Source organism: Nonomuraea rhodomycinica (assembly GCF_013363995.1).
GTDB lineage: Bacteria > Actinomycetota > Actinomycetes > Streptosporangiales > Streptosporangiaceae > Nonomuraea > Nonomuraea rhodomycinica.
In genome coordinates this window covers 57,267-78,028 of sequence record NZ_JABWGO010000015.1, presented here as the reverse complement: position 1 = coordinate 78,028, position 20,762 = coordinate 57,267, and the positions used below count along the sequence as shown (strand labels likewise).

General features: G+C 72.8%; 18 protein-coding genes and 1 pseudogene. 8 read left to right on the top strand and 11 right to left on the bottom strand.

The window, feature by feature from the left end; translation table 11 throughout:
- Positions 1 to 15 precede the first annotated feature (15 nt).
- The 3 genes from HT134_RS40090 to HT134_RS40080 form a co-directional block, all read right to left on the bottom strand.
- Entirely contained in the window at positions 16 to 471 is a 456-nt protein-coding gene (locus tag HT134_RS40090) for a MarR family winged helix-turn-helix transcriptional regulator (RefSeq protein WP_175605729.1), read from the bottom strand.
- 80 nt (positions 472 to 551) lie between these two features.
- Positions 552 to 863, bottom strand: a complete 312-nt coding sequence (locus tag HT134_RS40085) for a hypothetical protein (protein WP_175605728.1) — start codon at positions 861 to 863, stop codon at positions 552 to 554.
- A gap of 88 nt (positions 864 to 951) precedes the next feature.
- Positions 952 to 1,461 (bottom strand): VOC family protein, encoded by a 510-nt coding sequence (locus tag HT134_RS40080; RefSeq protein WP_175605727.1) that lies wholly within the window; start codon positions 1,459 to 1,461, stop codon positions 952 to 954.
- A gap of 63 nt (positions 1,462 to 1,524) precedes the next feature.
- On the opposite strand from HT134_RS40080, the gene HT134_RS40075 reads away from it, so the two are divergent.
- The 3 genes from HT134_RS40075 (at position 1,525) to xylB (ending at position 4,491) form a co-directional block, all read left to right on the top strand.
- Positions 1,525 to 1,974 carry a MarR family winged helix-turn-helix transcriptional regulator gene (locus HT134_RS40075; protein ID WP_217708922.1) on the top strand — a complete coding sequence of 150 codons (450 nt, stop codon included), beginning with the start codon at positions 1,525 to 1,527 and terminating at the stop codon, positions 1,972 to 1,974.
- Positions 1,975 to 2,190: 216 nt separating this feature from the next.
- Positions 2,191 to 2,379 (top strand): hypothetical protein, encoded by a 189-nt coding sequence (locus HT134_RS40070; protein WP_175590937.1) that lies wholly within the window; start codon positions 2,191 to 2,193, stop codon positions 2,377 to 2,379.
- A gap of 654 nt (positions 2,380 to 3,033) precedes the next feature.
- Positions 3,034 to 4,491, top strand: a complete 1,458-nt coding sequence (xylB, locus tag HT134_RS40065) for a xylulokinase (RefSeq protein WP_175605725.1) — start codon at positions 3,034 to 3,036, stop codon at positions 4,489 to 4,491.
- A gap of 349 nt (positions 4,492 to 4,840) precedes the next feature.
- Here xylB and HT134_RS40060 read toward each other — a convergent pair.
- Positions 4,841 to 6,034 (bottom strand): annotated as a pseudogene (locus HT134_RS40060) (RNA-guided endonuclease InsQ/TnpB family protein); the annotation flags it as partial.
- 232 nt (positions 6,035 to 6,266) lie between these two features.
- Between HT134_RS40060 and HT134_RS40055 the strand changes: the two are divergent.
- From HT134_RS40055 to HT134_RS40045, 3 genes are all read left to right on the top strand, one after another.
- The gene (locus HT134_RS40055) at positions 6,267 to 7,139 is read left to right on the top strand and encodes a DUF998 domain-containing protein (RefSeq protein ID WP_246366402.1); all 873 of its coding nucleotides are present in this window, start codon (positions 6,267 to 6,269) and stop codon (positions 7,137 to 7,139) included.
- 62 nt (positions 7,140 to 7,201) lie between these two features.
- Positions 7,202 to 9,514, top strand: coding sequence for a sensor histidine kinase (locus HT134_RS40050; RefSeq protein WP_175605724.1), 2,313 nt, complete (start codon positions 7,202 to 7,204; stop codon positions 9,512 to 9,514).
- Complete coding sequence (locus HT134_RS40045) at positions 9,511 to 9,885, top strand: DUF742 domain-containing protein (protein WP_175605723.1); 375 nt, start codon at positions 9,511 to 9,513, stop codon at positions 9,883 to 9,885. The genes HT134_RS40050 and HT134_RS40045 overlap by 4 nt, the downstream gene beginning before the upstream one ends.
- 52 nt (positions 9,886 to 9,937) lie before the next feature.
- Here HT134_RS40045 and HT134_RS40040 read toward each other — a convergent pair whose 3' ends face one another.
- From HT134_RS40040 to HT134_RS40025, 4 genes are read right to left on the bottom strand one after another with little or no spacing between them, the layout of a single operon-like run.
- Entirely contained in the window at positions 9,938 to 10,510 is a 573-nt protein-coding gene (locus HT134_RS40040; protein ID WP_175605722.1) for a GTP-binding protein, read from the bottom strand.
- Positions 10,491 to 10,865 (bottom strand): DUF742 domain-containing protein, encoded by a 375-nt coding sequence (locus HT134_RS40035; protein ID WP_175605721.1) that lies wholly within the window; start codon positions 10,863 to 10,865, stop codon positions 10,491 to 10,493. The genes HT134_RS40040 and HT134_RS40035 overlap by 20 nt, the downstream gene beginning before the upstream one ends.
- Positions 10,862 to 11,269, bottom strand: a complete 408-nt coding sequence (locus HT134_RS40030; protein WP_175605720.1) for a roadblock/LC7 domain-containing protein — start codon at positions 11,267 to 11,269, stop codon at positions 10,862 to 10,864. The genes HT134_RS40035 and HT134_RS40030 overlap by 4 nt, the downstream gene beginning before the upstream one ends.
- Positions 11,266 to 13,428 carry a sensor histidine kinase gene (locus tag HT134_RS40025; protein WP_175605719.1) on the bottom strand — a complete coding sequence of 721 codons (2,163 nt, stop codon included), beginning with the start codon at positions 13,426 to 13,428 and terminating at the stop codon, positions 11,266 to 11,268. The genes HT134_RS40030 and HT134_RS40025 overlap by 4 nt, the downstream gene beginning before the upstream one ends.
- Before the next feature lie 153 nt (positions 13,429 to 13,581).
- On the opposite strand from HT134_RS40025, the gene HT134_RS40020 reads away from it, so the two are divergent.
- Positions 13,582 to 14,364, top strand: a complete 783-nt coding sequence (locus HT134_RS40020; protein WP_175605718.1) for an SDR family NAD(P)-dependent oxidoreductase — start codon at positions 13,582 to 13,584, stop codon at positions 14,362 to 14,364.
- A gap of 59 nt (positions 14,365 to 14,423) precedes the next feature.
- Here HT134_RS40020 and HT134_RS40015 read toward each other — a convergent pair whose 3' ends face one another.
- Complete coding sequence (locus tag HT134_RS40015) at positions 14,424 to 16,352, bottom strand: NAD(P)-binding protein (protein WP_246366400.1); 1,929 nt, start codon at positions 16,350 to 16,352, stop codon at positions 14,424 to 14,426.
- 362 nt (positions 16,353 to 16,714) lie between these two features.
- On the opposite strand from HT134_RS40015, the gene HT134_RS40010 reads away from it, so the two are divergent.
- On the top strand, positions 16,715 to 17,368 hold the full coding sequence (locus HT134_RS40010; protein ID WP_175605717.1) for a hypothetical protein: 654 nt from the start codon (positions 16,715 to 16,717) through the stop codon (positions 17,366 to 17,368).
- Positions 17,369 to 17,432: 64 nt separating this feature from the next.
- Here the strand turns inward: HT134_RS40010 and HT134_RS40005 are convergent, their stop codons facing one another.
- Together HT134_RS40005 and wecB are read right to left on the bottom strand one after the other, a co-directional pair.
- Positions 17,433 to 19,469 carry a glycosyltransferase family protein gene (locus HT134_RS40005; protein ID WP_175605716.1) on the bottom strand — a complete coding sequence of 679 codons (2,037 nt, stop codon included), beginning with the start codon at positions 19,467 to 19,469 and terminating at the stop codon, positions 17,433 to 17,435.
- 114 nt (positions 19,470 to 19,583) lie between these two features.
- Positions 19,584 to 20,714 carry a non-hydrolyzing UDP-N-acetylglucosamine 2-epimerase gene (wecB, locus tag HT134_RS40000; RefSeq protein WP_175605715.1) on the bottom strand — a complete coding sequence of 377 codons (1,131 nt, stop codon included), beginning with the start codon at positions 20,712 to 20,714 and terminating at the stop codon, positions 19,584 to 19,586.
- Positions 20,715 to 20,762 lie beyond the last annotated feature (48 nt).

The following is a 20,762-nucleotide window of genomic DNA, read 5'->3' as shown; positions in this document are numbered from 1 at the left end:
GGCCTTCGCCCGGTCTCACGGGCGGTGGTGCGCGGTGACCCGCTCGTGGAAGGAGCGGCGGCGCAACGCCTCGGCGGTGGCCTCCAGCACGGCGGTCAGCGGCGCCGGCAGCTCCTTCTCCAGCTCGGCCACCGCCCGGGTGGTGGCCGCCCACTCGGCCTCGATGGCGGGCAGCGCCGCCCGGGTGCGCTCGGTGAGGTGGACGACGCGCTGCCGTCCGTCGGCGCCGCGTTCCAGCGTGACGAAGCCCGCGCGGCTCATCTGGTGGACCGTCTGGCTGGCCGCCGAGTGGGTGACGCCGACGGCGGCGGCCAGGTCGCGGATCGCCATGGGGCCCTCGGCGGCGAGAACCCGGACGGTGGGCGAGAAGCGCGGCCGGTAGTCGGGCATGTCGAGATCGGCGTAGAGCTGCGCGATCGCGCCGTCCATGACCTCGTGCACGTGGCGGAGGAGCGTCCCGAGCGATGCCATGCCATCAACCTAACAACCCTGGTGGATTCGGCTGATGCCCTTCGCGGCCCGCCGGGAACGCGACCGGGCGCCTGCGGGTCTCAGCGCTCGTCGCCGTTGGCGTCGGTGCTGCCCTCGCTGCCGCCGCTGTTGCCGCCGCCGGTGCCGTCGTCATCGCCGTTGCCGTCGCCGCCCGCGAGCCCGTCCAGCAGGCGCGTCACGGCGTCGCCCAGCGGGCGGAACGCCTCGGCCAGGGCGTTGGTGAGCGGAGCGAAGATCTCGGTCACCTCGCCCACCAGGTCCGTCCGCTTCTTCTCGGGAGGGACCCAGCGCATCGCGTCGGCGCTCAGCGCCTCCCATTCGTCGACGACGCCGTCGATGGCGTCGAGCACGTGATCAGGATCGCTCGACATGACCGTTCTCCAAGGCGCGGGAGTCGGACAAGGCCACGGTACCTCTCGCGCCCCGATCGTTTCCTACCGCGCCTCCCCGGTGCGGGCCTCAGGCGGGAACGGAGACGCCCACGCCGCCGCGGGTCTGCCCGCCGTACCGCTGCTTGGCGGCGGCGATGTCGAGCGGCCGGACCGAGCTGCGCGCGGCGAGCACCTCGTCGTCGATCAGCGCGGCCGGGACCAGCCACGACACCTCGAACTCCAGCCCGTCGGGATCTTGGGCGTACAGTGCCTTGGTGGTGGAGTGGTCCGAAGCGCCGACCAGCGCGCCCATCTCGCTCAGCCGGGCGGCGATGCGCTCCAGCTCGTCGAGCGTGTCGACCTCCCAGGCCAGGTGGTAGAGCCCGACCGAGGTGCGCCCGGCGGGCGACGGCCCCGCGCCCGCCCCGATCTCGAACAGGCCGAGGTCGTGGTCGTTGGTCGAACCCGGAGCCTGGAGGAAGGCGGCCCCCCGCATGCCCATGACCACCTCGAAGCCGAGGGCTTCCCGGTAGAAGGCGACGCTCCGCTCCACGTCACGGACGTACAGGACCGCGTGGTTGAGTCGCTGGACCGGCATTGCTTTTTCCCCTTTCAGCAGGCCATGTCCAATGTATATGAGAGTTCAAGTAAAATGCATCCCATGACCCGATGGCTGGATGACGACGAGCAGCGCACCTGGCGCAACTTCGTGGCCGCCACCCAGCTCCTGTACGCGGCGCTCGACCGCCAGTTGCAGCGCGACAGCGGACTGCCGCACACCTACTACGTGATCCTCGTGGGGCTGTCGGAGGCGCCGGAGCGCCGCATGCGCATGAGCGAGCTGGCCACGTGGGCGCAGTCCTCGCAGAGCCGCCTGTCGCACGCGGTCGCGCGGCTGGAGGAGCGCGGGTGGGTGCGCCGCGAGCGCTGCCCGGAGGACGGGCGCGGCAACTTCGCGGTGCTCACGGACGAGGGTTTCACCGCCCTGGCGGCCGCCGCGCCGGGCCACGTCGAGGAGGTCCGGCGGAGCCTGTTCGACGTGCTCGACCCCGAGCAGATCCGGGCGCTCGACGACATCTGCGCCACGGTCCGCGCCCGCCTGGAACGCTGACCCGGACATGACGCGCACCGGCTGACCGGGCGACGAGCCCACTCGGACCTGCCGGCCCGCGCCGTTCGCCCGGCGCCTCCCCGCGGTCGCGGACACGCTGCGCCGCTAGCGCGGAAACTGTCGGTGGCAGGTCGTAGCGTTGCGCGGGTGGCCGGGGGAGTGGCCTCGGCCCCGCGGGGAGCGGAGGCCCCGCGCGACCGGACGGAGGAGCGGGGGATGCACGACATGGACGACGCGCTGTTCAGGGCGGTCCACGGGATCGCGGGGCGGCTGGCGGGTGCGCCGGTGCCCGTGGTGCTCGACGCGCTGGTACGCCAGCTTCCCAAGGCGCCCGGTCTCGACGGTCCCGAGCTGCGCAAGATCGCTGAAGAGATCAGCGTGGGCCGCGACCCCTCCGGCCTGTGACCTGCCGCTGACCCGCGATCTCGGACCGCCGGCGGCCGGGGTGGCGACCGCCCGTCGCTTCGAGCCTGCGCCCGGCGCCCGACAGCCGGTGCTCGAAGCGGGGTGGCCGTGCCGCAGGAGGCGGCGGCGCCCGGTGCCCGGTCTCCGGAGGCCCGCTCCGCGGCGGTGGGGACCGCGATCCCGCTGTCACGCCCATGGCGGCCGGGCCGTGGTCGCCGCCGCCGCGAGATATGGCGAACGGCGCTGCCAGGCTCTCGATCCCTGCGGCCGAGAGCGTGGGGTGGCAGAGACGAGATTGCGGTGCCGTGAGGCAGGGTGCGGTGGTGGCGCAGCGGGGACTGCGGTGGCGGCGAGGCCGGAGCGCGCTGGTGGCACGGCGGGGACTGCGGTGGTGGCACGGCGGGGACTGCGGTGGCGGCGAGGCGAGGGCGCGCTGACTGCAGGGCAGGGACTGCGGTGATGCCGCGGTGACTGCGGTGGCGGCGCGCCGGGAGTGCGGTGGTGGCGGGGCGGCGCTCACGATTCCGGTGCCCGGATGTGCTCGGACGGCCGGCGGGCTTGTGATGGCCGGTGTGGTTCGTGCAGCATCGTGGCCATGGGTAGCGCTAACATCCACCTTCCCCTCCCGTACGGCGGCGTCCAGGACGTGACCGCATGACGCTGGTCGCCGGGGTCGACTCGTCGACGCAGAGCTGCAAGGTCGTCATCCGCGACGCCGCCACCGGCCGGCTCGTACGCCAGGGCCGGGCGGCCCACCCCGAGGGCACCGAGGTCCACCCGGCGCACTGGTGGGCCGCGTTCCTGCGAGCCGCCGAGGAGGCCGGCGGGCTCGACGACGTGGCCGCGATCAGCGTGGCGGGGCAGCAGCACGGCCTGGTCTGCCTCGACGAGACGGGCCAGGTCGTCCGCGACGCGCTGCTCTGGAACGACACGCGCTCGGCCGAGGCCGCCGCGGCGCTCGTGGCCGAGCTGGGCGGTCCCGCGGCGTGGGCCGAGGCGGTGGGCAGCGTGCCCGTGGCCTCGTTCACGATCACCAAGCTGCGCTGGCTGGCCGAGCACGAGCCCGGCAACGCCCGCCGGGTGGCCGCGGTGTGCCTGCCGCACGACTGGCTCACCTGGCGGCTCGCGGGGGCCCTCGGGCTGCCCTTCGACGCGTGGGCCGACGCGCCGCCCCCGCCGCTCGACCACCTGACCACCGACCGGGGCGACGCCTCGGGCACGGGCTACTGGTCCCCGGCCACGGGGGCGTACCGCACCGATCTGCTGAAGGCGGCCTTCGGCGCGGTCCCGCTGCTGCCGCGCGTCCTCGGCCCGGTCGCCGACGCCGCCACCCCGGCCGCCGCCGGGGGGAGTCCGAGCCACGGCGGTGACGCGGGACGTACGCGCATCGCGCCGGGCACCGGTGACAACATGGCCGCCGCGCTCGGCGTGGGCGCCCGGCCCGGGGACGTCGTGGTCTCGGTCGGCACCTCGGGCACCGTGTTCGCCGTCTCCGACGCGCCGAGCGCCGACCCGAGCGGCCAGGTGGCGGGGTTCGCCGACGCGACGGGCCGGTTCCTGCCGCTCGTGTGCACGCTGAACGCGGCCCGGGTCATGGACGCGGCGGCACGCCTCACGGGTGTCGGCCTGGACCGGCTCGGCGAGCTGGCCCTCCAGGCCCCGGCCGGTGCCGGCGGCCTCACGCTGGTGCCGTACCTCGAAGGCGAGCGCACCCCCAACCAGCCCACCGCCACGGGCGCCGTCCACGGCCTCACCCTGGCCACCTCGACCCCGGCCCACCTCGCCCGGGCCGCGATCGAGGGCATGCTGTGCGGCCTGGCCGACGGCCTCGACGCGCTCGGCCGCTCTCCGGAGCGGGTGCTGCTGATCGGCGGAGGGGCCCGTTCGGAGGCGGTCCGCCGCATCGCGCCCACCGTCTTCGGCCGGCCGGTGCTGGCGCCTCCGCCGGGCGAGTACGTCGCCGACGGCGCGGCCTACCAGGCGGCCTGGCTGCTGGACGGGGACGTCGACTGGTCGTCGCAGGAGGCGGAGGTCTACGAGGCCGACGCGGTGCCGGACATCCGCCACCGCTACGCCGCGGCCCGCCCCCACATCCTCGACCGCCCGCGCTGACCGCCCCACAGACCCGATTCTCGAACGCGCCCGTTCCGGGGGTGTCCGCGTCGCGCGGGCCTCCACGCTTCTCGGACGCTCCGGGGCCTCAGGTTCCGGGTGACCTCCGGGGCTCAGGGCCCTCGGGGGCTCGCGCGACGGCTGTGGCCGGTCAGGGCGCTTCCGGCGGCCGTCGCGGGTCGGGCCGCCGGGCGCCGGCGGTAGGCGCGGTTCGGGGGGTCAGCCCGTGCCGAGGGCCTTGCGCAGGACGTGGACGGCCTGCTCGACGGCCCCCGTGGCGGCGGCCGTCCCCCCGCAGCGGGTTGAGCATCTTGACATCCTCCCCCTCGTGAACGAGGGGGAGTTCCACGGTCGCCCGTGAGGTTTCCTGCTTCACCACCGGTTGCCCGCCCGAGAGAATTCTCGTTGAGGTCTTACACCAGCTCCACAGGCGTTTCAGCTCTCCGCCAGCCCGGCGGCGAGCACGTTCTTGGCCGCATTCACGTCCCTGTCGTGAACCGCGCCGCACGCACAGGTCCACTCGCGGATGTTCAGCGGCATCTTGTCGTGCAAGGCCCCGCACGCCGAGCACAGCTTCGACGACGGGAACCAGCGGTCCACCGCCACCAACTCACGCCCGTACCAGGCTGCTTTGTACTCCAGCATGCCCCGCAGCTCCCGCCAGGAGGCGTCGAAGACAGCTCGGGCCAGACTGTGGTTCTTGACCATGTTGCGGACGGTCAGGTCCTCCACGGCAATCACTTGGTTCTCGCGAACAAGCCGTGTGGTGACCTTGTGCAGGTGATCGTGTCTGCGGTCGGCAATCCGGGCATACACCTTGGCCACGCGAAGCCGGGCCTTGGCCCGGTTGTTCGAACCCTTCTCCTTACGAGCCAGTGCACGTTGCGCCTTGGCCAACTTGCGACGGTCTCGCCGTTCGTGACGAGGGTTGACGATCTTCTCTCCGGTGGACAGGGTGGCCAGGGCGTGGACGCCCGCGTCCACGCCCACCGACGCCTCGACCGGCGGCAGCGGACGGATCTTCTCCTCCACCAGGATGGAGACGAACCAGCGTCCGGCCGCGTCTTTCGACACCGTGACCGTGGACGGGTCCGCACCCCCGGGAAGGGGGCGCGACCACACGATGTTCAGCGGCGCGTTCATCTTCGCCAGCGTCAAGGTGCCATCCCGCCAGCGGAACGCGCTACGGGTGTACTCCGCCGACAGGCGCGACTTCTTTTTGCTCTTGAACGTCGGGTACTTGGCCCGCTTGGCGAAGAAGTGCGCGAACGCCGCCTGGAGGTGGCGCAGGGCCTGCTGAAGCGGCACGGACGACACCTGCGACAGGAAGTCGTAGTCGCCGCTGCGCTTCCATGCCGTCAGTGCTGCGGACGATTCCACGTAGGAGACACGACGTCCTTCCAGCGTGTAGGCGCGGGTGCGCTCTTCCAGGGCCTTGTTGTAGACGAGGGCGAACACAGCCGAACGTCCGGGCAAGCTCTTCGGTCTGCTCGGGGGTCGGGTGGAAGCGGTACCTGTAGGCCCGTTTCACGGTCTGCGCCACATCTCCCATCCTCCTGCACACCCAGGTAAGCCTCGTGCTGATTCCTCGCAGGTATCTGATGATGAGGTGTCGTCCCTCTGCTCTTCGTGCGGTCTCTCCTCGGGCTGGCGTACCCGCATCACCTGGTCCTCGCCCGTCCGCCGGACCCCTAGGGGACCCTGAGGAGGGATCAGGGGCGCTCCCGGGGTGTGGCCTGATGCCCGCGGCCCGGTGCGGGCGGGAGGGTAGGGGCATGACGGCAGTGAAGGACAGGATCGCCCCCGCGACCACGCCTCAGGGCGAGGCGCGGGTCGCGTCCGAGGCAGGGGTCGCGTCCGGGGCGCGGGTCGCCTCCGAGGCGCGGGTCGCCTCCGAGGCGCGGGTCGCCTCCGGGGCTCGGGTCGCGCCGAGGGCCGCCGGGGCTCCGGGGGAGGGCTCCGGGTACCGGTTCGGGGGCGCCGGCGCCCGGGTCGGCGTCTACGCGCTCGTGGCGTGCCTGTCCATGGTCTCCGCCGTCGTCGCGGTCGTGGCCGGGCAGTTCGGCCCCGACCCGTACCTCGACCCGCTCAACGTGACCATCAGCGAGTACGCCGTGTCCGACCGCGGGGGCGTCACGGAGGTCGCGATGGCCGTCATGGGGCTGGGGTCGCTGGCGCTGCTGGGCGGGTTGCGGGCGGCGGGGGCGCCGGTCCGGGGGATCCCCGAGCGGCTGCTGCTGGTGTGGTCGGCCGCGCTGGTCGTCGCCGCGGTGGTGCCGACCACGCCCATCGGCCACGACCTCACCCTCACGGCGCAGATCCACCGGTACGTGTCGGTGGCGGCGTTCGTGAGCCTGCCCGCGGCGGCGGCGCTCATGGTGCCGCGGCTGGCGGCCGACGCGGCGTGGAAGCCGGTGGCGCGGGTGATGGAGTGGCTGGCGCTCGCCGGGGGGTTCGGGCTGCTGGCGATCACGTACGTGGCCCTGCCGGGCGGCGGGGTGATGATCGGGCTGGTGGAGCGGCTGCTGCTGGCCGCGGAGGTGGCGTCGCTCCTGGTCCTGGCGGGGTGGCTGGCCCGGCTGGCCTGGGCCCGTGGGGTCGGAAAAGCCGTCAATTTCCCGACTTATCACAGATTTATCGCTAGTTGATCTTAAACGCCCCTGTTTCGGTGCTATTCTCTCCCGCGATCTTCTATCCGGGAGCAGGTACCATGGCATCGGGCAGATCCATCAGATTCAAGATCTCGACACTGCTCGTCATCCCCCTGGTCTCTCTCGTCGCGCTCTGGGCCTTCGCCGCCGCCACCACCATCGGCGAGGCCGTCAACCTGCTCAAGGCCCAGACCATCTGGACGAACGTCATCAACTACGCCGACGGCATGGTCGGCAACCTCCAGCAGGAGCGCCTGGCCTCCGCCGAGCGGCTCGCGGGCACCGCCACCGACCCCGCCGCGCTGACCGACGCCCGGGTCAAGGTGGACCGGGTCCGCGCCAAGCTGGTCGAGAACGGCACGACGCCGAGCACCCAGTCGGCCATGACGCAGGAGATGCGCGACCGGCTGAAGAGCGCCTTCGAGGCGATCGAGCGGCTGCCGGAGGTGCGCCGGCAGGTCGACGCCGGCAAGATGACCCCCTCGTCGCTGATCCAGCAGTACTCCGAGATCTCCGACATCGTCCACATCATGTACTCCACGTTCACGGTGAGCACCGACGTGGACCTGGCCCGGCAGAGTCACGGCCTGATCGCCGCCGACGAGGTGCGCGAGCTGCTCAGCCGCGAGCACGCGCTCATCGTGGCCGCCGACGGCAAGCCGAGCATGACCGACCTGCACCTGCTGGCCCGCATCGACGGCGCCCGGCAGAACCTCCTCCCGTCGGCCATGGCCAACATGGACCCCGAGCTGCGCGCCCGGGTGCAGAAGGTGGCGACCTCCTCCCGCTTCGCCACGATGGAGCGGGCCCTCGACTCGTACATCATGGGCGAGCCCGTCAACATGCAGATGTGGCGCGAGCTGGCCGACCCGGTGCTGAAGGACTACACCGAGGCCGTCTGGCGCACCGGTGACGCGCTGCTCGCCCGGATCGAGCCGGCCGGCATCACGATCATCGTCCGCGCCGGCATCGCGGGCGCGCTCGGGCTGCTCGCGGTCATCTTCTCCGTCGTCGTGTCCATCCGGGCCGGCCGGCGCATCGCCCACGACCTCGGCGCCCTGCGCCGCAGCGCCCTGGACCTGGCCGAGATCAAGCTGCCCGACGTGGTGACCCGGCTGCGCAGGGGCGACAGCGTGGACGTCGACGCCGAAGCGCCGCCCATCACCGTGGCCGACCAGACCACGAGCGAGGTCCGGGACCTCGCGGCGGCCTTCGACAGCGTCCAGCGCACCGCCGTGGACGCGGCCGTCGAGCAGGCCAGGCTCCGCCAGGGCGTCTCCGAGGCGCTGCGCAACCTGGCCCGGCGCAGCCAGACGCTGCTCCAGCGCCAGCTCAGGCTGCTCGACGACATGCAGCGCCAGACCGAGGAGCCGGAGGCGCTGGAGCGGCTGTTCAGGCTCGACCACCTCACCACCCGCATGCGCCGCCACGCGGAGGGCCTGGTGCTGCTGTCGGGCGGCTCGGCCGGACGCCGCTGGCGCGGCACCATCCCGGTCGAGGACGTGCTGAACGGCGCCGCGGCCCAGGTCGAGGAGTACACCCGGGTCCGCGTCTACCCGATGCCCGAGTGCGGCTTCTCCGGCTCGGCGGTGGCCGACCTCATGCACCTGTTCGCCGAGCTGATCGAGAACGCCACCTCGTTCTCCTCGCCCGGCAACGAGGTGTCGGTGCGCGGCGAGATGGTCGGCCGCGGCTTCGCGGTCGAGGTGGAGGACCGCGGCCTCGGCATGTCGCCGGAGCAGCGCGACGCGATCAACCTGCGCCTGGCGGCCCCGCCCGACTTCGACCCGTCGCAGACCGAGCAGCTCGGCTTCGCGGTGGTCGGCCTGCTGGCCAACCGGCACGGCATCTCGGTGACGCTCAAGCCGTCGCCCTACGGCGGGACCACGGCGATCGTGCTCATCCCCTCGATGCTGGTGGAGATGCTGCCGCCGCCGCTGGACATGCCGGTGTTCGAGCCGGTGTCGGTGTCGGTGGTCCGGCAGGACGCCGACGGCCCCGAGGGGCCCGCCCTCTCCCTGGAAGGCGCCACCGGGCCGGGCGGGCTGCCGCGCCGGGTCCGCACGTCCCGCCGCGCCCAGGCGCCCCAGACGCAGCAGGCGCAGTCGCAGCCGGACGCCGGGCCCGGGCTGCCCCGCCGCGTGCGGCAGACCAACCTGCCGCCCCAGCTCCAGCAGCAGGGGGCCGGAGCGTCAGCCCCGAGCGGCCGGCAGGGGGCCGGCCTGCCCTCCAGGACCCAGACGCAGCACCAGCCCGCCAAGTCCGTCGAGGAGCGCTCGCCCGAGGAGGCCAGGGCCCTGCTGTCCTCCCTCCAGTCGGGCTGGCGGCGCGGGCGCCAGGACAGCGACCAGGATGGGGGAACTCAGTCGTGAGCCGCGAGCCCGAGTGGGTGGACGAGGAGGCCGGGCCGGTGGTGCGGCCGTACGCGGTCGCCCGTGGACGCACCAGGTCCTCCGCGCCCGAGATCGACCTGCTGGCGACGGTGGTGGCCAGCGGCCTGCCGGTGCCGGCCAAGGCGGAGCTGAGCGCGCAGCACCGGCGGCTGATCGCCACCGTGGCCGCGCAGGCCAGGCCGGTGGTGGAGCTCGCCGCGGAGCTGCAGCTCCCCGTCGGGGTGGTGCGGGTGCTCCTGGGCGACCTGCTGCACTACGGGCTGGTCTCGGTGCGTCCGCCGCTCGCGAAGGGCACGGGCGCGACGGAGAACCTGCTGAGAGAGGTCATCAACGGCCTGCGGGCGCTGTAGCGCCCGTCAGAGCCGTGAGGGGCGCCGCGTCGGGGGGGCGGGCGCCGGGGCGTCAGCCCGCCGCGGTCAGGGTCCGCAGGGAGTGCTCCACCAGCGTGACCATGACCTCCTTGGCGGAGCTGCGCCGCCGTACGTCGCACAGCAGCACCGGTACGTCCGGGTCCAGGTCGAGCGCGATCCGCACGTCGTCCACGCTGTGCCGCTCGGCGCCGTCGAAGCAGTTGACGGCCACCACGAACGGCGTGCCGCGCTGCTCGAAGTAGTCCACGGACGGGAAGCAGTCGGTCAGCCGCCGGGTGTCGGCGATGACCACGGCCCCGAGCGCGCCGTAGGACAGCTCGTCCCACATGAACCAGAACCGCTCCTGCCCCGGCGTCCCGAACAGGTAGACGACCAGCCCGTCGCGGATGGTGATGCGGCCGAAGTCCATGGCGACGGTGGTGGTGGTCTTGGCCTCCACGCCGTCGATGTCGTCCACGCCGATCCCGCGCTCCGACAGCACCTCCTCCGTGCGCAGCGGCTTGATCTCGCTGATGGCGCCCACGAGGGTGGTCTTGCCGACGCCGAAGCCCCCCGCGACGAGGATCTTCAGCGCCACGGGGTCGTCAGAGAGCCCGGAGTCCATTGATCACTTCCTTGAGAATGCCCTCGTTCGAACGCTGCCGAGCCGCTGAGGGAGAGGTCACAGAGATGAGGCCGTTGTCACGCAGATCGCCCAGCAGCACCCGTACGACCCCGATGGGCAGGTCCAGCTCGACGGCCACGTCGGCGACCGAGATCGGGGAGCGCGCCGCCCGCAGGATGAGCCGCTGCTCGGGCCCCAGCTCGCCCGCCGCCTCGCCGGAGGGCTCCCTGACGACGGTCACGGTGGCGACGAGGTCGAAGGCGTCTCCCGACGACCTCGTCCTCCCCTGGATGAGCGCGTAGGGCCGGACGACCGGTCCCGCCGCGTCGTCCAGCCACTGGGGGGTCTCCGTCATGGCGCCGTGTTTCGCGGGTTGGTCGAGATGTGCTGGCCCACCCGCTTGACCAGCATCGCCATCTCGTAGGCGATGTGACCGACGTCGACGTTCGCCTCGGCCAGCACGGCCAGGCAGGTGCCCTGGCCGGCCGCGGTCACGAACAGGAACGCCGACTCCATCTCCACGATGGTCTGGCGGACGTCGCCGCCGCCGAAGTGGCGTCCGGTGCCGCGGGCGAGGCTCTGGAACCCGGCCGCCACGGCCGACAGGTGCTCGGCGTCCTCGCGGGTCAGCCCCTTGGAGTAGCCCACCGCCAGGCCGTCGGTCGACAGGATCACGGCCTGACGGACCGCCGCGACCCTGGTCGTCAGGTCGTCGAGCAGCCAGTTCAGCTCACCGGTGTTGGTCGTGGGCGCGCTCATGCCTCCCCCTCCTCTTTTGCTTCTTCTCGGGCGCGTTGGGTTCCCCGTTGGAACGCGGAGAACAGATCGCGTACCTCGTCGGGAGAGCGTTCCGTCGTCTGCTCCGGCTCCGGCTCGGGCGTCGGGTCCGCCCGAAGCTGGGGTGCCAGGTTCGCCTGCCGGACCCGCGTGGGCAGGCCGGCATGGGTCCCGCCGCTCACCACGGCGAGGGCCTTCTTCTTCCTCGTCCGGCTGGGCAGCCCGGAGGCGGTGCTCCGGGCGGCGCCGCCGCCCGTGTCCTCGCCGGCCTCGCGGCCGGTGTCACGGTCGCCGTCGCCGGCCGTCAACGCCGTCTGCTCGCTGACCAGCGAGCGCGGCACCAGGACGATCGCCGTGGTGCCGCCGAACGGCGAGCGGCGCAGCATCACCTGGATGCCGTGCCGCTCGGCCAGCTTGCCGACCACGAACAGGCCGAGCCGGTCGCTGTCGGCGAGGTCGAACTCCGGAGGGCGGGCCAGCCGCGCGTTGATCGCGGCGTACTCGGCCTGGGGGAGCCCGAGTCCCCGGTCCTCCACCTCGATCGCGTACCCGTTGCTCACCAGGTCGCCGCGGACGTGGATCGGCGTGTCGGGCGGCGAGTACAGGGTCGCGTTCTCGACCAGCTCGGCCACCAGGTGGGTGAGGTCGGCCGCGACGCCGCCGTCGATGGCGCCGGCCGGCATGGACTCCACCGTGACCCGCGTGTACTCCTCGACCTCGGCGACGGCGGCCCGCACGATGTCGAGCACGGACACCGGCTTGCGCCAGGCCCGCCCGGGAGCCGACCCCGACAGCACGATGAGGCTCTCGGCGTGGCGGCGCATGCGGGTGGTGAGGTGGTCGACGCGGAAGAGCTCTTCCAGGCGGTCGGGGTCGTGGGTGCGGCGCTGCATGCTGTCGAGCAGCGCGAGCTGGCGGTGCAGCAGGCCCTGCTTGCGCCGGGCGAGGTTGAGGAAGACCTGGCTCACGCCGCGGCGCAGCTCGGCCTGCCCCACGGCGGCCCGTACGGCGGTGCACTGGACGGAGGCGAACGCGCGGCCCACGTCGGTGATCTCGGCGGAGCCGCTGACCTTGAGCGGCTTGACGTCCTTCGCGGCGTCCACGTCGTCGCCGCGGCGCAGGCGCTCGACCAGGGCGGGCAGCCGCTCCTCCGACAGCTCGACCGCGGCGGCGCGCAGCCCGGCCAGCTCGGCGCCCAGGCGGCGGCCGAGGCGCACCGAGATGACGATCGAGGCGAGGACCGCGATCAGGCCGACGACGCCGGCGATGCCGATGCGGACGAGGATGACGGTGGCCGCCCCGGTGGCGCGGTCGGAGAGCACCTCGGAGGAGGAGACGCCGAGCCGGTCGAGCTGGGCCATCACCTGGCCGACGGCCGCGTTCCAGGCGGCGCCGTCGGGCGGCGGCTCGCCGGTGGTGACGATCCGCTTCTCCATCCGGGCGAAGTCGCGGAAGGTGGCGCCGTCGAAGACCTTCTCGTACGGCCCGCGCAGCGCGACGTCGAGGCCGGCCAGGCCGCGGGAGTGCAGGAACGTGCGGGTGGCGGTGTACTCGGTGAACGCGGCGGCCTCGGGCTGGGTGAGCTGCCCGTCGACCAGGGCGCCGCTGATCAGGGCGTGCTCGCGGGCGATGACCTCGCGGGCGTTGCCCATCGCCTGCATGGCCGTGGCCTGCTGGAAGAGCGGGAGGTCGGGCACGGAGACCATGTGGTCGTAGAAGCGGAAGAGGGCGTCGAGGACGGCGTTGTAGGCGTTGATGCCCACGAGGCGGGAGCTGAGGCCGGCGTCGATGTCGGCGCGGATGGAGCCGAGGCGGGCGAGCGCGCCGTCGAGGGTGTCGAGGGGGCGGCGCAGCTCGGCGGTGACGGCGTCGCCGGCCTCGACGGCGGCGCGGCGGAAGTCGGCGACGGCCTTGTCGGTGCGGGCTCGCTGGGCACCGAGGTCCTTGGTGAGCTCACGCGTGGTGACGGCCACGGCGGAGCGGGCGCGTTCGGCCTGAAGCTGGAGGCCCAGCTCGGTCGAGGTGACCCCGACCGTCTGGTACAGGGTGTTGGTCCGCAGGAGGGCCTGCCCATCACCGACCGTGAGGTTCAGGGCGAACCCCCACAACGCGCTCAGAGATAGGAGGGGTAGTAGCAGCAATAAGAAGATCTTGAACCGAATTGACCGGTTACGCGAGCCCATGTCCCAACCTCGGAGTCGAGGGGCATTTCCACCTTTTGTGTAAATACACCTCCGGAAGATCGCACAGGAGACTAGCACCGTTTAAGCTCCCGGCGCAGTGGGAGGAACAGGATGATTAGCGTGATTACTGGGGCAAGCGCCGGGATCGGGGCCGCCGCGGCGGCCGAGCTTTCCCGCCGCGGGCACCGGGTGGTACTCGTGGGCCGCGACCGGCGCAGGCTCGACGAGGTGGCGGCCGGCCTGACCGGTCCGAAGGCCGACGTGCTGACGTGCGACTTCACGTCGCTTGAGGACGTGCGGGCGCTCGCGGGCCGCCTCGCGGAGCGTTACGAGCGCATCGCGGTGCTCGCCAACAACGCCGGGGTCATGAGCACCGAGCGGACCGTGACCCCGGACGGCCACGAGCTCATGATTCAGGTCAACCATCTGGCGCCGTTCGTGCTGACCCGAACCCTGGGGGACCGGGTCGAGAGGGTGGTGACCACGTCGTCCCGGGCGGCCCGGAGCGGCCGGCTCGACCCGGCCGACCTGTCGCGGGAGCGGCGCAGGTGGAACGGCTGGCTCCAGTACGGCGACACCAAGCAGGCCAACGCGCTGTTCACGGTCGGGCTCGCGGCCCGCGGGGTGGCGGCCACGTGCTTCCACCCGGGGGTGATCCGCACCGGGTTCGCCTCCGGGTCGCTGCTCATGCGGGTCTTCCTGGCGCTGCCCGGGTACGCCAAGCCGCCCGAGCACGGGGCGCGCACCCTGGTCCACCTGGCCACGCACCGCGACGGGGTGGAGCACCAGGGCCGGTACTTCGACGGGCGGGAGCCCCGGGAGGTGCCGGCCACCATGTCCGACCCGGCCCTGGCCGAGCGCCTCTGGGAGGCCACCCTGAAAGCCGTCGGTTAGGTCGGCCGGCCAGGCCGTCGGTCGGGTCGGCGGGTCAGGTCGTGCGGTGGGCCGGCGCGTCAGCGGGTCAGGTCGTCCACCGCCCGGTAGGCCGCCGTGACCGCGGAGTCGAAGCCGCCCCCCGGCTCGGCGTCGGCGTTCGCGATCGCGATCCGGCCGAACGGCCGCCGGGCGGCCTCCGCGGGGAGCGGGCCGTCGGGGTAGAAGCCGTCCCACGGCCTGCGGTACTCGGGCGCGTACCCGTGCCCCCACCGGTTGACCGTGACGGCCTCGACGTCGGCGGCCGGGTCGAAGCCGTGCGGCTCCAGCAGCCGGGTGAGCTGGTCGCGCAGCGTGTACTCCAGCTCCTCGTACGGCACCTTGAGGAGCTCCTGCCGGCCCGCGGCGGCCCCACGGGCCGGCCCGAGCTCCGAGCGGCTCGGCGCGGCCACCAGATGCGCCAGGATCGGCTCGGCGGGGTCCGTGGGGCACTGGTAGCCGGGGGCGCTCACGGGCCGTCCCAGCTCCGTCTGGCACCAGTACGCGCCCGTCCACCGCACGGCCCGCACCCCCGCACGGTGCCAGGCCCGCCAGTCGCGCAGCCGTACGGTGGCGTGCAGCACGGGCGTCTTGACGGCGGCCCGCAGCGCGCGCCGCTGGTCGGCCGGCAGCTCCGGCACGAGGTACGGGATGACGGTGTGCCAGCAGGCGAGCACCACGGCCCCCGCGCTCACGGTCCTCAGCCGGTAGCCGTCGAAGTAGCCGACCGTCGCGGCGGAGCCGTCGTCGCGCACCGACACCACGGGGCTGGACAGCCGGACGCGGACCCGGCCGCCCGGCCGGTCCAGGCGGGCGTAGTCGTAGGCGGCCGTGGTCACGCCGTCCGCGGACGAGGAGCCGGCGAAGCCGGGGACCATCCGGCCCACCAGCATCCGCACCAGCGCCTGGTTGCCCTCGGGGAAGCGGACCGGCGCGCCCGCGTCCCACTCCTTGCGCACCGTGGGCGAGTTGAACCGCGACGGCTTGCCCCGGTCGAGGCCCAGGCCGCCGAAGCCGGGGAAGTCCCACCGGCGCGCCGTCCCCCAGGCGTCGATCGCGCCGAAGGCGTCGGCGCCGAGGCCCCAGCGGGCGCACGGCATCGTGCGGCAGAACCGCTCCACGTCCGGGTGGACCCCGCACACCTCCAGCAGGAACGCCGAGTAGGTCAGCTCCGCCAGCCGCCGCTCCTTCTCCTCGTCGGCCATCCCGGAGAACCAGTCGGGCGGGTCGGTGCAGAGCATGACCAGGTCACGGCGGGCCTGCTCGGCGATCGGCAGGCGGCTCACCCAGTCCTCGGCCCGCCCGCCGGGCTCGAAGGCCACCAGCCGGTCGTGCCCGAACGCCTCCCGGTCGCACATCACGCCCTTGCGCAGCCCGAGCCCCGGGTAGAGCTCGCGGTCCACGCGGCCGGCCAGCGTGTCCGGCTCGACGCCGAGGAGGGCGAGCAGCTCCTTGCCCTCGGGCGTCCACGCCTCGGGCGGGCCGAGCGACGGCGAGCCGCCCGGCCCGATCAGCGGTCCCGGCCGGGCGCCGCCCCTGAACTCGTTGCGCCGCGCGTGCCCGCCGATCTCGTCGTGGTTGTCGAGGACGAGCACGCGGGCCTTCGGGTCGCGCCGCAGCCACTCGTGGGCGGCGGTGACTCCGCTGACGCCGGCGCCCACCACCACCAGGTCGTAGCTCTCGCCGGTGGGATGGGGCGCGCCGGCGTGCTCCCAGAAGCGGCCGTCGCGCAGCGCGTGCGGCACGCTGAGCGCGTCGGGGTCGTCGCCCCGCAGCCCGGTGAGCGCCGGCGGGTACGGGGGCTCCACGGGCCGCCGCGCGCCGCGGCCGCCGTGGAGGAGCGGGATCCCGGTGACCGCGCCCACCGCCGCCGCTCCCGCGGCCACGGCGAAGCCGTCGAAGAAGTCACGGCGCGAAATCGGCCGGTCCATCCCGAGGTCGCGCGCCCGGCGCGGGTCGATGTCGCTCATGTGCTGGATCATGATGACGCCGGGCAAATGCCGCGCTACGCCGCGCAGCGCTCCGAGAAACTTTTGCGCGACCTGTTACGGCGAATTGCCGCTTTGCGGGGTGTGCGCCCGTTCGGGCCCGCTGGGATGCGGAGACTCCGGTCCGCTGCTGGTCGAGCCCGTACGGTGACTCCGCTCGCCCGGGAATGGGGGTGAATGCATATGGCCGCCATGAAACCGCGCGATTCCATGAATAGCGCTGTTGCGGGGCCTCGCCGAGGCCGTTTCCTCTAGCGTTCGGAAATATGCTGGGTAAGTCGAATCGTCAATCCACTGTCAGCCGGTTTTCCGGACTCAAGGCTTTTTCCGGGATATGTGCCGGCGTGACGCTCATGGCGGGATGCGCCGCCGGCGAGAGCGCCGGGAGCACCGGGAGCGCCGGGTCCAACCCGGCGCGGGTCGCCGCCGCCACCGCCGAGGCGGGCCGGCTGCGCGCCCTGCTGCTGCCGCCGCCCCAGGGCATGAAGGTCGTCCACGGGCCCGAGACGGGCTTCTTCGGACGCCTGGAGGCGACCCGCAAGGGCCTCGCCGCGGTTCGCGCGGCGAGCGCCGAACGGCCCGAGTGCGCCAAGGCCGCGCAGCTCGACGCCACCGAGCCGAACGTGGCCGGCGCGCCGGCCGCCGTCGTCGCCTTCGCCTCCGACAAGGGGTCGATCACCGAGGCCATCGTCTCGATGCCCGCGCCCGGGTTCCCCGCGCCGCTGTCCAAGGACTGCACCTCCTACACGGCGACGGTCAACGGCACGAAGGTGACCTATCGCACGCGCGAGCTGTCGATGCCGCGGCGCGGCGACGAGTCGCGCGCCTACCTCACCACCGCCACGGGCGGGGGGCAGGACGTCCAGGTGGGCACCGTGCTGGTGCGCCGGGGCAAGGCCGTGCTGAGCCTGCTCGTGGTGGGCGAGAAGGTCAAGCGCGACGGCCTGTACGAGCTCGGCCGGCTCGCCGACGACCGTCTGGCGAAACTGCACGGCTGAGCGGCCCGCCGGTCCCGGTCACCGCACGACCGGGACCGGACGGGTCCGAACGGTCCGGGCCGGCTCAGATCAGGACGTGGTCGTCGGGGCGGCCGACGAAGGAGAACTGGGCGTTGCGGGTCAGCTTGATGTGGTCGGCCTGCCAGGTGTGCATGCTCGCGTCGGCGCTGCGCCAGTAGACGAAGTTGAACCGGTCGGCCGAGTAGATCTTGACGCCGTCCTCCTTCAGCCGGCGCACCAGGTGGGTGTCCTCGCCCCGGGTGATGTCGGCGAAGCCGTACGAGCGGAACATGCCGGCCGTGCCGAGGAACGTGCCGCCCTGCACCAGGAACGAGTAGCGGTGCTCCAGGCCCGGCAGGCGCAGCATGGTGGTGTTGCTGCCCTCGAAGTAGGAGTAGTGGGCGCCCTTGCCGACCAGCTCGGCGTTGGTGTAGTCGAAGGCGCGCACGAGGTCCGACAGGTAGTGCTCGCCGTACAGGTTGTCGTCGTCCATCTTGGCGATCAGCTCGCCCTCGGCGGCGGCGATGCCCAGGTTCATGCAGGCGCCGAGCGACAGCTCGGGCGCCGCGGGCAGCACCACGACGTCGGTGATGCCCGCCATGCGTGCCTTGTCGGCCACCACGACGGGGTCGATGTCGAGGCCGTGCAGCACCATGACGAGCTGGAGCGGCCGGTGGATCTGCCGGGCCACCGACGAGATGGCGTGCTCGATCTGCGCGGCGCGGTTGGTCGGCAGCACCACCGAGATGGAGCGCGAGCGCGACGGCGTGGGCCTGCCGAGGAACGACAGGATCTGGTCCACGCGGTGCGAGAACAGGTGCTTGTCGAACACCTCGCGCATGGCCAGGTGCCCCATCCGGGCGCGCAGCTCGGGGCTGTTGATCAGGTGCAGCACCTGGTTGTACGACTCGACCGGCTCGCGGGCGATCGGGATCAGCTCCCCGAAGGTCTCCTCGATGGCCCGCGACCAGCCGGAGACGACCGGGGTCGAGCAGGCCGACAGCTCGAAGACGCGGCGCGCGCACATGGTCGGCGAGTCGAGCACCGAGTTGACGTTGAGGAAGACCTTGTACATCCGGTACGCGGCCAGCATCCGGTCGTAGGGCAGCTCGCCGACGATGTGCGGGCGGTACTTCTCCGGCCAGGCGTACTTCTCGTCCACCTCGCCGTTGCGGGCGAAGATGTGCAGGCCCAGCTCGCGGACCGGGTCGAGCACGATCTCCATCTGCTCGCGCCGCTCCGGGTGCTTGTCGCGGAAGTACATGCCGGCGAAGACGACGTCGTGCAGCCGGCCCTCCTTCTGCTGGACGGGGTTGTGCACGCGCGGCTGGGCGGCGAACTGGAGCACGTCCACCCGGTCGTGGCCGAGCACCTCGCGGTACTTCGGCACCATGTCGCCGTCGCAGGTGAAGACGTAGTCGAACAGCTTGGCCGTGTCGATGAAGAAGTCGAAGTTGGGCGGGTCCTCCTTGTTCCAGAAGACCGTCGGGATGCCCTCGGCCCGGCACCAGGCCACCAGCTCGCGCAGCGGCTCCTTGGGCGCGTTGGTGCCGGTCATCTGGTAGCGCCAGCGGCCCTGGTTGCCGTGCCAGGCCGACTCGCAGAACAGCAGGTCGGGCCGCTTCTCGGCGAAGATCTCCGGCCAGTCCTTGAGCCCGAACTCGATCTGGTCCCACTCGTAGCGGAACGCCGCCCGGGAGAAGTCGTCCAGGATGACCGCGACCTTCAGGTCGGGCCGGTTGACCGGCCCCGCCGGCCACTTGACCGCGGGCACCTCGACGAGCGGCGGCCGGTGGTTGGCCGTCTCGATCGCCTCGCTGACCGGGATGGGCGGCTTGGGGGCGCGGTCCTTGGACCTGACGGCCTCCAGCATCTTGCCGGGCCGCTTGGTGCCGATCGCCTCGCCCAGCTTGAACGTCCGCTTGGCCTGGGTGGCCTCCAGCTTCCAGGTGGCGTAGGCGGCCTTGGCCTCGGCGATCTCCAGGCGCCGGCGCAGCTCCCTGACCTCGGCCTCGTAGCGCTCGACGACCTTGCGCTCCTCGGGGAGCCAGTTGACGGGGCCGAGCCGCTGGAAGGTGGGCTCTTCGGGAGTTTCGGCCATGGGGATGCTCGCCTATCGCTTAGCGGAGAGATGTCATGGTACGCGGAGCGTGGGGGAGCGCGCCGACGAAACGGCAAAGCCGTGACGAACCCGGCTATGCCGTACGAAGTAGGGCTATTCGGACCGGGCGCCCTGGGCCGCCGGCGAGAGGTTGTCGCCCTTGAGCCAGGCCGAGATCACCCGCGCGATGCGCGGCCCCGCGGCGCCGTCCCACAGCGGCGGCAGTTCGCCCGACGGCGTCGAGGCGCCGTCGGCCAGCGCCTTCTCCGCCGCGGCCGGCAGCAGGGCGGGCGTGACCAGGCGGTTGGTGCCGTGGGTGATCGTGACCGGCCGCTCGGTGTTGGGCCGCACGGTCAGGCACGGCACGCCCAGCATGGTGGTCTCCTCCTGCACGCCGCCCGAGTCGGTGACCACCAGCGCCGCGCCCCGGACGAGGGAGAGGAAGTCCACGTAGCCGAGCGGGTCCACGACCTGGACCGACGGGCCGTCCACGAGCCCCGCCTCCGCGAGCCGGGCGCGGCCCCTCGGGTGGATCGGCACGACCAGCGGGATCTGCCGCGAGACCTCCAGCACCGCCGAGACCAGTTCGGCCGCCGCCTCGGGGCTGTCCACGTTGGCCGGGCGGTGCAGCGTCGCCACCGCGTAGCGCTCCGGCGCGCCCAGCCGCGCCACCACGGGCGCCGGGTCCAGCGACGGCAGCGCCGCGAACAGGCTGTCGATCATGGGGTTGCCCACGAGGTGCACCTTCGAGGCCGGCACACCCTCGGCCGCCAGGTGCGACAGCGCGTCGGGGGAGGTCGCGAACAGCAGGTCCGACAGCGAGTCGGTGACGATCCGGTTGACCTCCTCCGGCATGCCGCGGTCGAACGAGCGCAGCCCCGCCTCCACGTGCGCGGTGCGCACGCCCAGCTTGGCGCACACGAGGATCGCGGCCAGCGTGGAGTTGACGTCGCCGTAGACCACGACCAGGTCCGGCGCGTGCTCCAGCACGACCTCCTCCAGGCCCACGAGCAGGGCCGCGGTCTGCTTGGCGTGGGTGCCCGAGCCGACCCCCAGGTTGGCCACCGGCTCCGGCAGGCCGAGGTCGGCGAAGAACACGTCCGACATCAGCGCGTCGTAGTGCTGACCGGTGTGGATGATGCCCTGCCGCACCCCGAGTTCGCCGAGCGCTCGCACCACCGGGGCCGCTTTCACGAAGTTGGGCCGGGCGCCCAGCACGTGCAGGACCAGGGGGTTCTCCCTCATTGACCTCGCCTTTCAGAGCGGAAGGGAAAAAACGCTGCCTATGGTACG